This window comes from Hoeflea sp. (assembly GCF_984452065.1).
In genome coordinates this window covers 1-12,836 of record NZ_CFHWAF010000055.1, presented here as the reverse complement: position 1 = coordinate 12,836, position 12,836 = coordinate 1, and the positions used below count along the sequence as shown (strand labels likewise).

At 60.7% G+C, this 12,836-nt stretch carries 14 protein-coding genes; 7 read left to right on the top strand and 7 right to left on the bottom strand.

Features of this window, described 5'->3' with window-relative positions:
- Positions 1-2 precede the first annotated feature (2 nt).
- The 3 genes from AC5E6N_RS12315 to sppA form a co-directional block, all read right to left on the bottom strand.
- Positions 3-341 carry a DUF1049 domain-containing protein gene (locus AC5E6N_RS12315; protein WP_491748086.1) on the bottom strand — a complete coding sequence of 113 codons (339 nt, stop codon included), beginning with the start codon at positions 339-341 and terminating at the stop codon, positions 3-5.
- Between the two features lie 136 nt (positions 342-477).
- A complete protein-coding gene (locus AC5E6N_RS12310; protein ID WP_267992256.1) occupies positions 478-762 on the bottom strand; it encodes an integration host factor subunit beta in 285 nt (94 codons plus the stop codon).
- A 20-nt stretch (positions 763-782) separates the two neighbouring features.
- Positions 783-1,751, bottom strand: coding sequence for a signal peptide peptidase SppA (gene sppA / locus AC5E6N_RS12305; RefSeq protein ID WP_491748085.1), 969 nt, complete (start codon positions 1,749-1,751; stop codon positions 783-785).
- 245 nt (positions 1,752-1,996) lie between these two features.
- Here sppA and lptC point away from each other — a divergent pair, with 245 nt between their 5' ends.
- From lptC to ptsN, 6 genes are all read left to right on the top strand, one after another.
- Entirely contained in the window at positions 1,997-2,671 is a 675-nt protein-coding gene (lptC, locus tag AC5E6N_RS12300; protein ID WP_491748084.1) for an LPS export ABC transporter periplasmic protein LptC, read from the top strand.
- Between the two features lie 28 nt (positions 2,672-2,699).
- On the top strand, positions 2,700-3,260 hold the full coding sequence (locus tag AC5E6N_RS12295; protein WP_491748083.1) for an LptA/OstA family protein: 561 nt from the start codon (positions 2,700-2,702) through the stop codon (positions 3,258-3,260).
- Positions 3,261-3,331: 71 nt separating this feature from the next.
- Complete coding sequence (gene lptB, locus AC5E6N_RS12290) at positions 3,332-4,141, top strand: LPS export ABC transporter ATP-binding protein (protein WP_491748082.1); 810 nt, start codon at positions 3,332-3,334, stop codon at positions 4,139-4,141.
- A gap of 123 nt (positions 4,142-4,264) precedes the next feature.
- Positions 4,265-5,875: an RNA polymerase factor sigma-54 gene (rpoN, locus tag AC5E6N_RS12285; protein ID WP_491748081.1), complete on the top strand. Its 1,611-nt coding sequence runs from the start codon at positions 4,265-4,267 to the stop codon at positions 5,873-5,875.
- A 202-nt stretch (positions 5,876-6,077) separates the two neighbouring features.
- On the top strand, positions 6,078-6,650 hold the full coding sequence (gene hpf, locus AC5E6N_RS12280; protein WP_491688212.1) for a ribosome hibernation-promoting factor, HPF/YfiA family: 573 nt from the start codon (positions 6,078-6,080) through the stop codon (positions 6,648-6,650).
- Between the two features lie 71 nt (positions 6,651-6,721).
- Positions 6,722-7,186 carry a PTS IIA-like nitrogen regulatory protein PtsN gene (ptsN, locus tag AC5E6N_RS12275; RefSeq protein ID WP_491748080.1) on the top strand — a complete coding sequence of 155 codons (465 nt, stop codon included), beginning with the start codon at positions 6,722-6,724 and terminating at the stop codon, positions 7,184-7,186.
- Between the two features lie 63 nt (positions 7,187-7,249).
- Here ptsN and AC5E6N_RS12270 read toward each other — a convergent pair whose 3' ends face one another.
- Both AC5E6N_RS12270 and AC5E6N_RS12265 read right to left on the bottom strand, forming a co-directional pair.
- Positions 7,250-7,504 carry a BQ00720 family protein gene (locus AC5E6N_RS12270; protein WP_491748079.1) on the bottom strand — a complete coding sequence of 85 codons (255 nt, stop codon included), beginning with the start codon at positions 7,502-7,504 and terminating at the stop codon, positions 7,250-7,252.
- A gap of 86 nt (positions 7,505-7,590) precedes the next feature.
- Positions 7,591-8,016: an Hsp20 family protein gene (locus tag AC5E6N_RS12265; RefSeq protein WP_491688215.1), complete on the bottom strand. Its 426-nt coding sequence runs from the start codon at positions 8,014-8,016 to the stop codon at positions 7,591-7,593.
- A gap of 164 nt (positions 8,017-8,180) precedes the next feature.
- On the opposite strand from AC5E6N_RS12265, the gene AC5E6N_RS12260 reads away from it, so the two are divergent.
- On the top strand, positions 8,181-9,122 hold the full coding sequence (locus AC5E6N_RS12260) for a nucleoside hydrolase (protein WP_491748099.1): 942 nt from the start codon (positions 8,181-8,183) through the stop codon (positions 9,120-9,122).
- Positions 9,123-9,177: 55 nt separating this feature from the next.
- Here the strand turns inward: AC5E6N_RS12260 and AC5E6N_RS12255 are convergent, their stop codons facing one another.
- Complete coding sequence (locus AC5E6N_RS12255; protein ID WP_491748078.1) at positions 9,178-11,925, bottom strand: autotransporter outer membrane beta-barrel domain-containing protein; 2,748 nt, start codon at positions 11,923-11,925, stop codon at positions 9,178-9,180.
- 29 nt (positions 11,926-11,954) lie between these two features.
- Positions 11,955-12,497 (bottom strand): autotransporter-associated beta strand repeat-containing protein, encoded by a 543-nt coding sequence (locus AC5E6N_RS12250; protein ID WP_491748077.1) that lies wholly within the window; start codon positions 12,495-12,497, stop codon positions 11,955-11,957.
- Positions 12,498-12,836 lie beyond the last annotated feature (339 nt).

Here is a 12,836-nt window from a genome sequence, read left to right as displayed (position 1 = left end):
CCTTACGCGGACGTCAGGGAATTGCCGCCGGATACGGCTTCGGCCCGTTCGCGTTGGCGGTCCGCCTCCGTGTGCCAGCGCACGGCCTCGCGGGCCTCGACCCGGGCCTTCTTGCGGTATTTGCCCTGTTTGAACCACGTGGCGAGCGATCCGATCACCATCCCGACCATCACGGCGAGGAAAAGAAATACGAAAAATGGCGCGCTGACCGACAGAACCGTATCGGCCGGATCGAACGGATTGAGTGCGAGCGTGACCGCGTTCCTGTTGGCCACCGACAGGACGATCAGGACGATCGCGATCGGAACAAGAATGAGGACGTTGACGAGTTTTCTTGTCATGACATCTGAACCCCGGAAACCCGGGCCGGCGGCCCGCGGGCAATTTGGCTTTGCGCATGGCTTAACATCGCAAGCGGCTGAGCGCCAGAATTAGATGGTCGTGTGATGCCGCTGCATCAAGAGGCCGCAGCGGCCGTCAACCGTCCGGGTTGAGCCGCTCGCGCAGTTCCTTGCCGGTCTTGAAAAACGGAACCCATTTTTCCTCGACAAACACCGATTCTCCGGTGCGGGGGTTGCGCCCTGACCGCGACGGCCGGTTCTTTACCGAAAACGCACCGAACCCACGCAGTTCCACCCGGTTGCCGTCCGCCAGCGCATCGGTGATCTCGTCAAGGATCGCATTGACGATGTTTTCCACGTCGCGGTGGTACAGATGCGGATTGCGGGCGGCAATGATATGCACTAACTCCGACTTGATCACGGCTGTTCCCCTCATCCGTGCTATTGTTCTGTGGAGCCAAATTGCCAAACAGAAACAAGGCCGTCAAGGAACAACTTGCGATCAATCAGGTCCTGAAACCGGTCCGCGAAGGGAATTGCGTCGCCCTGCAGCGCGGCGATCAGTCTGATCAGCGCGCTGCCGAAGAGCAGTTCGCCGCGTGATTTGCGCCTTTCCCATTCGACGATCTTCAGCGAGTCGGACACGCCCTTTTCGTTCAGATAGGTCCTGATTTCCGTCTCGCCGCCGATGACGTCGACAAGGCCGTTGTCGGCTGCCTGGCGTCCGGTGAAGACGCTGCCGTCGGCAAGCTGCAGGGCCTGCGCGCGCGTCAGGCCGCGGCATTCGGCCACAAGATCGACGAACCAGTTATAGGAGTCGTTCACCATCGAGCGGATCATCGCCTTGGCTTCATCGCTCGCCTCGTGAAACGGCGAAGGTTCGGCCTTGAGCGGCGTGGACTTGATCTCGTCGATGGAGACGCCCACCTTTTCCAGAAGGTCGCCGACCTGCGCATACTGGAACAGGACGCCGATCGAGCCGACGATCGATGTATCGCCGGCGACGATATAGTCACTTCCGCAGGCGATCATGTAGGCAGCGGACGCGGCCAGCGTTCGAACCTCGGCAACGACCGGCTTTTCCTTTGCGATCGCCCGGACCGCGCGATAGGTCGCCTCGCCCCCGAAAGACGAGCCGCCCGGAGATTCCAGCCGCACGATCAGCGCCTTCGCGCGGTCGCTCTTGCGGATGGTCTCGAACCGCTCGAGCAGCTCGTTGTCGTCAAGGATCATTCCGGAGATCGTCACCCGCGCCACGTGATCGGCGGACTTTCCGCCAATCGGATCGGATGTGGTGCCGCTCATCGTCAGGGCCGCAATGCCCGCGATAACGGCGACAAAGGCGAAGACGCGCCAGAAGGTCAGTTTCCGCCGCAGCCGGCGGCGGTCGGCTATACCAGAGTGATCCATTGCAAGGTCCCGTTTGCGTGCGTCTATGGGCTGATTCTTGATCACTGAGATAGCAGATTGATGTCCGCGCCCGTAACAAGAAATTGCAAATTGACAAAAAACGTAACTTTAATCGCTGCGATGCACATTAACACCACATTGGGCCTATAAGCGCTCGGCACCATATGTTAGGTTCAGCCCGGCACTCGGTCGGGCGCAGTTGAGCAGCGTGGGCCGGCTTCAGGGCCGGGGGATTTAGGGACCATATGAGCAAGGCGACGGCAATTGCGCAGCGGCGCGTTCGGGCGGCTAACAGCTATGCGGCTGCGGTTCGCCACTCGAGACGGGTCCGCATGCTCAAATTCGTCTTTCCCGTGGCGACGGCGTTCGCGGTCGCCGCCTTCGTCGGATCGACGATGATTTCCCGCGCCCTGCCGGAAGGGGCCTCCGTCGATCACGCCGCCTTCTCGGGCGGCAAGATCGTCATGAGCAATCCGGTGATGACCGGCCAGTTGGGTGAGGACCAGAGCTATTCGGTTGCGGCGACCCGCGCGGTTCAGGACATATCGACGCCGTCGCTCATCCGGCTTGAAGACATCGTGGCCGATTTCCCGTTCGGTGAGTCCGAGGTTGCAATTCTCAGCGCGCTCAGCGGCGTTTTTGACCGCGACGGCGAGCTGCTGACGTTCGACCAGCCCTTTTCGGTCACGACCGAGTCCGGCATGACGGCAAAGCTGAACTCCGCCCATATCGATATCAAGGCGGACAGTCTGACATCCGACCAGCCGGTCGAAATCTCGACCGACAAGGCGACGCTCGTCGCGCAATCGGTGAGCGTTGAGGAAAAGGGCGCGACCGTCACCTTCAACAAGGGTGTGCGCCTGACGATCAAGCCCGGCGCGGTGACGTCGGCTTCTGAATCGAGCAATGACATCAACTGAATCACGCATGTTGCGAAGGACGGCGTTCATGTTCTCCAACCTCCGGGCGGCCCTGCCCAACATCCTTTGCATGGCCTTTTTTGGCATCGTCGCCCTGCCGGGTGCCGTGCATGCCCAGGACGTGGCCCAAAGCCGCCTGGAGGGCCTTGCGCTGTCGGGCGATCAGCCCATTCAGATCGAAAGCGACGAACTGAAGGTGCAGGACGAGAAAGGCACCGCCACATTCACCGGCAACGTCAAGGTCGTGCAGGGCAAGACCATGATGCAGGCCGGCAAGATGACGGTTCGCTACGCCAACGATGGCGGTTCGGCCACGACAGGCACGTCGCGCATCGACCGCATCGATGTCGGCGGCAAGGTTTACATACGCTCCGAAAACCAGGAGGCGACCGCGGACCGCGGCACCTTCGACATGAAGACGGAGATTGTCGAGCTTTCGGGTGAGCGTGTTGTGCTCTCCGAGGGAGACAATGTGTTCATCGGCTGCAAGCTGGTGGTCTTCATGAAGTCGGGCGAAGCAAAGCTCGAGAGCTGCGGCAGGCGTGTGCGCATTCAACTCGATCCCAAATCCAGAAATCTGGATCAGTAGAAGCGCGCGTTTCATGCGAAAATTCCTTATGGCAGCCTAGGACTCGAACGGCTTTGGCGTATATTTCGGCAATGTTCAGAGGAAAATCCGGTGAAACCGGCGCGCGTGCGTCGGCCGGCAACAGGCAATTGGGCGAAAACAGCGAGGCCGATCGCTATGACGGCACGCTGGTCGCCCGCAATCTGACCAAGACCTACAAGTCGCGCCGTGTCGTCAACGGCGTTTCTCTGGGCTTGCGCCGCGGCGAGGCGGTCGGGCTTCTGGGGCCGAACGGCGCCGGCAAGACGACCTGTTTTTACATGATCACGGGTCTGGTTCCCGTTGATGAGGGCACGATCCTTATCGACGGCAATGACGTGACGCATCTGCCGATGTATCGCCGCGCCCGCCTCGGTGTCGGCTATCTGCCGCAGGAAGCGTCCATTTTTCGCGGCCTGAGCGTGGAGGCCAATATCCGTGCGGTGCTCGAGGTCGTGGAGCCGAACAGGGCGGCGCGTGAAACGAAGCTTGACGAGCTTCTGGAGGAGTTCGGCATCGCGCATCTGCGCAAAGCGCCGTCCATCTCGCTGTCTGGCGGCGAGCGGCGGCGTCTGGAGATCGCCCGCGCGCTGGCCTCCGATCCGACGTTCATGCTTCTGGACGAGCCTTTCGCCGGCGTCGATCCCATCGCGGTTTCCGATATTCAGGCGCTGGTGCGGCATCTCACGCAGCGCGGCATCGGTGTGCTCATAACCGATCACAATGTGCGCGAGACCCTGAAATTGATCGACCGCGCCTATATCATTCACATGGGCAAGGTCCTGACCCATGGCAGGCCGGACGACATCGTCGCAAATGCCGACGTCCGCAGGCTTTATCTGGGCGAAGAATTCCAGCTTTAGGGCCGCCCGACCGGACCGTTTTCGATAACACGCTTGACATTTGCAGCCAAAAAGCAATTTTTGGGCCAGTTTTTGCCTGAGCCGGTCTTGGCCGGAACAGTGTGAGTAGGGGTATTCGGTTCCATGGCGCTTTCGGCCTCGCTACAGACCCGTCAGAGCCAGTCGCTGGTGATGACGCCGCAGCTGATGCAATCCATCCGGCTGCTGCAACTCACGCACACCGAGCTTGAGCAGTATATCGAGCGTGAACTTGAAAAGAACCCGCTCCTGGAAAAGGCGGCCGATGCCGCTTTGCCGGATGGCGCGGGGCAGGCCGAACCGCATGCGCCGGAGCCGGCCGGGGATGGCGAGGGCGACTGGTTCAGCGAGGAACTCGATCAGGACGGCGGTGCGATATCGGCCCGTCTCGACGCCGCCCAGGAAGACGTCTTTCCCGAAGACAGCGGCCCGGTGGCGCCCGACGCGCCCGAACTGGCGTCACAGTGGAAATCGATGCCGGGCGCGGCGAGCCCGGCCTCGGACACATTCCAGGATCCGGATGGCTATTCCGCCCACCCGCCGACCCTGCGCGATCATGTCAACGAGCAGATCACCTATACGTTTTCCGATCCCGGCGAGCGCCTGATTGCCGCCCATATCGCCGATCATCTGGATGCGGCCGGCTATCTTGACTTTGATCCGGTGCAGGCCGCCGAACAGCTCAATACCGATGCCGCGTCGGTCAAGGCCGTCGTGATCGCCCTGCAGGGTTTCGATCCGGCCGGGCTTTTTGCGCGCTCCTTGTCGGAGTGCCTCTCCAACCAGCTTCGCAGGAAGAACAGGCTTGATCCGGCCATGGAGGCATTGGTTGCAAACCTCGATCTTCTGGCCCGTCGCGATTTCAAGGCCCTGCGGAAGCTGTGCGGTGTGGATGAGGCCGATCTCGTGGACATGCTGGCGGAGATCAGGGCTCTCGATCCCAAACCCGGCAACCGCTTCGATACGGCGCACATTCAGGCCGTCATACCGGATGTGATCGTCCGGCGCGCGTCCGGCGGCGACTGGTCCGTCGAGCTCAATGCGGAGACGCTGCCGCGGGTGCTGGTCAACCGCAGCTATTATGCGCGGGTCACCGCGGCTCCGGGCCAGAGCGCCGACGACCGTGAATATCTCAACGAGTGCCTCAAAAACGCCAACTGGCTGACAAGAAGTCTCGATCAGCGTGCCCGCACGATCATGAAGGTGGCCGGCGAAATCGTCCGGCGGCAGACCGAGTTCCTGTCCCGCGGTGTCCAGCATCTGCGGCCTATGACGCTGAAATCGGTGGCCGATGCGATCGGCATGCATGAATCGACCGTCAGCCGCGTCACGTCCAACAAGTATATATCCACCCCTCGCGGCCTGTTCGAGCTGAAATTCTTCTTCACGGCCGCGATTGCGGCGTCAAACCAGGGAGACCGCCACTCTTCTGAGGCCGTGCGCCATCGGATCCGGCGTTTGATCGACGGCGAAACGGCCGAAAAGGTGCTGTCCGACGATGTCATTGTCGGCCTCCTGCAGGCGGACGGGGTCGATATCGCCCGCCGGACGGTGGCCAAATACCGCGAGGCCATGAACATCGCATCGTCGGTGCAGCGGCGGCGTGAGAAGCGGGCGCTGGCACGGGCCGGCAATAGGACAAAGCTGGTCGAACGCCACGAATGGCCTATATTTCAGGCCTTTAGGGCGAGCACGGCCGGAAACGGCCAGGATTGATGGATTTGTGTGCATTGACAATCGCGACAACTCGCCTTAAAGCCCCGGCGTCCGCTGGCCAGAAGGCCCCATATGCGCGTGAAACGGGCATAGACGTTTTGCACAGCCGCGTCCCCGGAGCATCAAATTGAACGTCGTTCGGCTTGGATGGCGTGACAGACTCGCATAGACTGCGGCGAAATCGAGGAAAAGGGTTGTAAGAATGAGCGTACGCGTTTCGGGCAAACACATGGAAATCGGTGAAACGTTCCGTACGCGCATTGAAGACCGGATCGGCGACGCCGTTTCCAAATATTTCGACGGAGGGTTTTCGGGTCAGGTCACCGTCGAAAAGTCCGGTTCGCGGTTTTCGACCGATTGTCTTGTGCATCTCGATACCGGCGCCTCGTTGCAGGCGACGGGACAGGCGCAGGAACCGCAGGCCAGCTTCGATGCGGCGGCCGAGCGGGTGGAAAAGCGGCTGCGGCGCTATAAGCGGCGCTTGAAAGACCACCATGCGGGAAATCATGCCAATAACGCTGAAGTGGCCTATCGGGTGATGGATTCGGTCCCGCATGACGACGATGAAGTCCCGGAGGACTACGCACCGGCAATCGTCGCCGAGTCCTCCAAGATCATCAAGACCATGACGGTGGCTGGCGCTGTCATGGCGCTGGATATGACCGATAATCCGGTTTTTGTGTTTCGTAATGCCGGCAACAACGAAGTGAACGTTGTTTATCGTCGAACCGACGGGAACATCGGCTGGATCGATACGGCCGACATCAAGTCTTAGACGCAACTCAGATCGCCGACGGCAAAGCGCGCCGTTGGCCAAATACACTTTTGATACTCGAGGAACTGGCGATGTCACTTGCGGATTTGATTGTACAGGACGCAATACTGCCTGCACTCAAGGTAAATTCGAAAAAGCAGCTTCTGCAGGAACTGTCGGCGAAGGCGGCGCAGGTCACCGGACTGTCCGAGCGGGAGATTTTCGATGTCATTCTGCAGCGCGAGCGGCTCGGCTCGACCGGCGTCGGCAACGGGATTGCGATCCCGCACGGAAAACTGACCACGATCAATGATATTATCGGTGTTTTTGCGCGGCTGCCCGAGGCCGTCGATTTCGAGGCCCTGGACGATCAGCCCGTCGATCTCGTGTTCCTTCTGCTTGCGCCCGAGGGCGCCGGGGCCGATCATCTCAAGGCGCTGTCGCGCATAGCCCGCGTCTTGCGCGACGGGGAGCTTGTCACCAAGCTGCGCGATACCGAATCGGACGCGGCGATCTATGCGTTCCTGACCGCTTCCCCGGCCTCCAACGCCGCCTGACCGAATTCGCCGGCAACGTGCTGAAAAACCCGCGAACGGCCGATGCTCTAAAGCGTGGTTTGCTCAGTGCACGCTCACCGGGTCGATCTCACCCTCGGCGGCCTTGACATAGGCGGTCGACGGGTTGTCGCTCAGAAACAGCGGCGTGCCGTCCGCGTTGAACAAGGCCCAAAGATCGATACCGGATTCCATCTTGGGAACGCCCGGAAACCGCTCCTGAACCTCGTCGGAGCTGATCTTGCGGATGTATCCGACCTGTCCGGCGCCCAGATGCGCCAGTTCGTCCTTGGTGATCTGTATTTTGCTTTCAAAGCCCATGGTCCTGTCCTCCTTCCGGGAATCATGCCGCCACCCTGGCCGGTGCCGGCACGGGATGGAACGGTTTGCCGGTCAGCTGATCCGCATCAGTCCTTGATCGAGATGTTGATCCGCTTGGTCTGGCGCTCCGGCTCCGGTTTGACCAGATCGATGGCAAGCAGTCCGTTCTTGAGATCGGCGCTCAGCACGCGCATGCCGTCGGCCAGCATGAATGCACGCTGGAACTGGCGCGCGGCGATGCCACGATGAAGATACTCGCGATCTTCCGTGTCGACCTGGCGTCCGCGGATAATGAGCTGGTTCTCCTGAACGCTCACGTCCAGATCGGCCTGTGAAAATCCGGCAACGGCCAGGGTGATGCGCAGTGTTTCTCCCTGCGAATCGCGAGCGGGAAGTCTCTCGATATTGTAAGGAGGATACCCGTCGCTTCCCTTGGCGATACGCTCAAGCGTCTTTTCCATGGTGTCGAAGCCGAGCAGAAGCGGGCTCGAAAAAGGTGTCATACGCGACATTTTTCCATCCTGTCCTTGGTTTCAAGCGACATGTTGGCGGGCCTGACTGCAGCACCCGACCTTTAGGACTATATGGGGTGTAAATTTGATTTCGCAAGCATATTGCGGTTCTCCGGCTCCGAGCGCATAGTCCCTGTCGGAAAGAGGAAGATGTGCCCGGCGAAATCAGCGAACCCCTTAAAATCATTATCGATACCGATCCTGGCCAGGACGATGCGGTGGCCATTTTGCTGGCGCTGGCAAGCGACAGGCTGGATGTACTGGGCATCACGGCGGTGGCCGGCAATGTGCCTCTGGCACTCACCGGGAAGAACGCCCGCAAGATATGCGAACTGGCGCGCAAGCCGGGCACGCGCGTTTATGCCGGGGCGAAATCGCCCATGGAGCGGCCGCTTGTGACAGCCGAATATGTTCACGGCAAAACCGGCCTTGACGGCCCGCAACTGCCCGAGCCCGACATGCCGCTTCAGCCGTTGCACGGGGTCGATTTCATTGTCGAGACGCTGCTCGCCGAGCCCGCGGGCGAGGTCACCCTGTGCGCGCTCGGCCCGTTGACCAATATCGGCCTCGCCCTTCAGCAGGCACCGCACATTGCCCAGCGCATCGGGCAGATCGTGCTCATGGGCGGCGGCTTTTTCGAAGGCGGCAATGTGACGCCCGCGGCCGAGTTCAACATCTATGTCGATCCGGAAGCGGCGGAGATGGTGTTTTCCTCCGGCATTCCGATCGTCATGATGCCGCTTGACGTCACCCACAAGGTGCTGACGACGCGCGAGCGGCTTGATGCCATCGGCAGACTTGCAACGCCGGTGTCGAAAGCCGTCGTCGAATTGCTGGAATTCTTCGAGTGCTACGACGAGCACAAATACGGCACCGACGGCGGCCCGTTGCACGATCCCACGGTGATCGCCTGGCTGCTGCGGCCGGAGCTCTTTTCGGGACGGTACTGCAATGTCGAGATCGAAACGGCATCACCCCTCACGCAGGGCATGACGGTGATCGACTGGTGGCAGGTCACCGACCGCCCCCACAACGCGCTGGTGATCCGCGATGTCGACGCCGACGGGTTCTTCGATCTGCTCACCGATCACATTTCAAGGCTTTAAGCGCCGCCGAATCTCCGTATCGTCCGGGATATCGCGCAGGCACCAATGATTGCGTTTAAAATCTCAACGCGCCCTTGATGAAGCCCCCTTGCTGGCTGGTATTGGACGAGAAGCGGCCCTCGTAGCCAAACTCAATGGACGTGTCGTTATCGGAGAGCAGTGTTACGCTCGCCTCCAGGTCGGCAAAGATATTATCGAGCTCCGAGGTGATCTGGAAGCTCGGCGCGGCCGCGGGGGCGCCGGCAAAGCGCGCTGTCAGCGTGTTCTGGTCCTGTGAATAAAAGGTCACGCCCGCCTTGAGATGAGTGCGCGCCGTCCAGCCCGACGGCAGCGCATGGTCGCCGCCGGCCTCGATTGCCGGCGTCACCGACAGATAGGTATCGCTGCCGCTGCCGACCGAGAGGGCCGTCGCCGGATTGCCGCTCTCCGTGAAGCCGCCACGGTCAAGATATGTCAGGTTCAGATCGACCAGCGGCTTGGCGTAGTAATCGCCTCGCTCCACCAGATAGGCCGCGCGCAGCTGTGCGCCGACATGGTTGATGTCGTAGTCTGCGGTATTGGCCGCGCCAAGTCCGCCAAAGGTGACGTTTCTTGTCGTGTCATAGGTGCCGATGCCGCCGGAGACGGCGCCTGCGATCATCATCGCACCATGCCGATACTTCAGCGCGCCGCCTGCGTGGAAGCGGTCGCTCTTGGAGCTTGCACCGCTGTTTGTTTCCAGGCTTCCGTGCTCATACCCGATGGCAAAACCGGCATGCCAATTGGTCCGGACCTCGTACTGACCGCCGGCGGAAATGCCGCCGACGCGCTCCTCAAAGCCGATCTGCTGCGATGTCCTGTCCATTTCCAGAATGCGGCCTTGCGGGCGAAGCCAAAGGCAGTTGCCCTCGCGGATGAAGGCGTGGGCGCCGCCCAGAACCGGACAGGAGAACAGGTCGTTGATGAAATTCGCTGCGGAAAACAGGGCTGCCGTCTCGGTGTCGAGGACGATCTCCGGCGACAGCTGATCGAGGGCGTAGGCCGTGTCTTCGATCGAGCCAAGACCGAAGAGTGCCGCGATGGTTGGACCGACCTCGCCAACAGCGCCCATATTGATGGCGTTGATATTGTTCAAGATATTGGCCCGGTTCGAATTGAACGAGCCGGCCGCCGTATCGAACGTGAAGCTCAACGCCACATCATGGGCGTTTGGAAAGACCAGTTCCAGTCGCGCCAGCGGATTGGTCAGGACGGGCAGGCCGCCGAGTGTAAGACCACTGTCTGTCACGCCGCCCGCCGCCGACAAAACGGTAAAGAAGCCAAGCGGGTCGACACCGGTCAGGTTGAGGTCCACCGTCCCGGCAAGATCGGCGGTGCCGGTGATGGAAAGAAGGTCGTTGGTGCCGCTTGCCACGTCGACATCGATGATGAGGGAGCCGGCAGCCGTCTGCACGAAATCACCGTCGACGGTGGTCATGGCAATATTGCCGCTGCCGCCGGCAAAGAACATTCCGGCATTCGTCAGCGTGCCGTTGATCCTGCCGGAAGCGTTCAGAGCACCTTTGTTCCGGACGGTTCCGTTCAGCGTTCCGTCGGAAAAGAGGGTCGCGCCCGCCGTGTTGATGATCGTGTCCGCCGACAGCGTCCGCCCCGCCGCGACAGCAATGCCGGTCCCCGCGCTTGACGTGTTCCTCAGTGTCGCAATCCCGGTCATGCTCCCGCCCGAAACGTTGAGCACGCCCGTGCCCTGGTTGTTGAGGTTGCCGGTCACCGCCACATCGCCGCTCAGAACGTTGATCGTGCCGGCATTGGTGAGCATGCCGATTGTCTCGTTGCCCCCGACGGAAAACGTTCCGACATTCACCGTGACGCCCGCAGTTGCCGAAAGCGCGCCGCCATCGGTGAACAGCGTTCCGCCATCAATGATGACAGCGCCCGAAGAAAGCGTTCCGGAGCCATTCACGTGCAACCGCCCGTCGCTCACCCTTGTTGAGCCGGTGTAGCTGTTCGCCGCGGTCAGCGTCAGCGTACCGGAGCCGGTCTTGGTCACGCCAAAGCTGCCCCCGATCACGCCTGACTGGGTTGCGCTGTCACCGGCCAGGACCTCAAGGTCGACATCGGCCTGAAGGTCGATCGGGTTTGCCTCCTCGACCCCGTCGGCATAGCTGATCGTCGAGCCGAGGACCGTCAGCGTTCCATCGCCGGTCGCACCGCTCGCGCCGATGCGCAGCGTGCCTCCGTCTATGGTCGTGCCGCCGGTATAGCTGTTGCCGCCGTTGGTCAGTTCGAGTGTTCCTGAACCGCGCTTGTTGACCACGCCGCTGCCCGAGATGAGGTTGTTAACGGTGATCGTGTCGCTCCGGTCAAAGGTGAGTGCACTGTGATTGATCACGTTGCCCGTGCCGAGCGTTCCCGTGCTGCCGCCCGCGCCGATCTGCAGCGTGCCCGCCTTGATCTCCGTCTTGCCGCTGTAACTGTTGTCGCCCGAAAGAAGCAGCGTACCGGCCGTGTCCTTGGTGAGTTCAAGTTCGGCTGTAGGGGACAGTCCATCCTCGATTTTGCCGCTGAAGGTGCCTTGGTTTACGGTGAGCGCGAAAGAGGTGCCAAAGAATAAGCCTTCCCCACGAATCAATCCGCTCCCTTGAAGATTGCCGATGGTTTCCGCCGCGCTGAACTCAGCGTCGAGGGTGCCGTTGACAATGACAGTCGCTGTATCGGCGATCTGGTTGTCAGCGCTCAGAGAGACCTCTCCGCCCTCATCGATCGTAAGGTCACCCGCAATCGTCGTGACACCGTCAAAGGTGGCGGAGTCAAATCTCAGCAACCTGAGGTCTACCCCCGCTCCAACCGTCGTCAAGCCGGTATAGTATTGGCGTTACCGCCAGACCCGCCATAGACGACCTCCGCGCCGTTGCCGTTTGTCACATAGGTCACGCCGCCGGTTCCGGAGATCGTTCCATACACGGAAAAGTCACCAAAAAACGGATTACTTCTATCCCTGGTTACGGTGATGACACGCGTGTCCGCACCAAGATCGACATTGCCGTCAAGCTGCACCCGGCCTGAGCTACCCTCAATGTCGATGCCGATGTCACCATTGATGTCGACCTCGTTGTCTATCGAGAGGAAAAGATCGGTTGAACCGCCCAATGCACCGACATTGCCGAGTGTCCCGCCGTTAAGAACCAGGGTTTTGTCACCGAGCGGCGTTGCGCCTGCGAAGCCAAACGCGCGAAGCGTGCCTGAGTTTACAACGGTGTTTCCGGTGTAGGATGCACTTCCCAAGTCAAGCCTGAGTGTTCCGGTTCCGTTCTGAACGATGCCGCCATCCCCGCTCAGGCTTCCAATGGATATCAGCTGATCCGCACTCGAGTTGTTGACGATGCCTTCGGACAAGGTGAAATTCGCCGATCCACCGATCGTATAGCTGGTTGCTCCGTCGAAGGTCAGCCTGTCAAAAGATCTGTCGACATTGGCGTTAACCGTCGTGTTGGCGACACCGGTATCATCGAAGAGCGCGCTTTCACCCGCTGTATCGGGGATGTCGTTTCCAACCCAGTTTGCGGAAGTGTCAAAGGAACTGTTGCTGGTACCATTCCAGACGCGTTCCTGCGCCTGCGCGTACGCCGACGGTACCAGCGTGATTCCGATTGCTTTGAAAACGGCCGGTGAGCATGTCAGCGGTCGTGTCCCCTGAAGTGGTGTAGCAGTGCGTTAGCAAAGCCGTTCGCGAGC

Bases quoted from the DNA above. Each gene is read 5' to 3' on its own strand.
- AC5E6N_RS12315 (WP_491748086.1), bottom strand. From the start codon at position 341: ATGACAAGAAAACTCGTCAACGTCCTCATTCTTGTTCCGATCGCGATC.
- sppA (WP_491748085.1), bottom strand. From the start codon at position 1,751: ATGGATCACTCTGGTATAGCCGACCGCCGCCGGCTGCGGCGGAAACTG.
- lptC (WP_491748084.1), top strand. From the start codon at position 1,997: ATGAGCAAGGCGACGGCAATTGCGCAGCGGCGCGTTCGGGCGGCTAAC.
- AC5E6N_RS12295 (WP_491748083.1), top strand. From the start codon at position 2,700: ATGTTCTCCAACCTCCGGGCGGCCCTGCCCAACATCCTTTGCATGGCC.
- lptB (WP_491748082.1), top strand. From the start codon at position 3,332: ATGTTCAGAGGAAAATCCGGTGAAACCGGCGCGCGTGCGTCGGCCGGC.
- rpoN (WP_491748081.1), top strand. From the start codon at position 4,265: ATGGCGCTTTCGGCCTCGCTACAGACCCGTCAGAGCCAGTCGCTGGTG.
- hpf (WP_491688212.1), top strand. From the start codon at position 6,078: ATGAGCGTACGCGTTTCGGGCAAACACATGGAAATCGGTGAAACGTTC.
- ptsN (WP_491748080.1), top strand. From the start codon at position 6,722: ATGTCACTTGCGGATTTGATTGTACAGGACGCAATACTGCCTGCACTC.
- AC5E6N_RS12270 (WP_491748079.1), bottom strand. From the start codon at position 7,504: ATGGGCTTTGAAAGCAAAATACAGATCACCAAGGACGAACTGGCGCAT.
- AC5E6N_RS12265 (WP_491688215.1), bottom strand. From the start codon at position 8,016: ATGTCGCGTATGACACCTTTTTCGAGCCCGCTTCTGCTCGGCTTCGAC.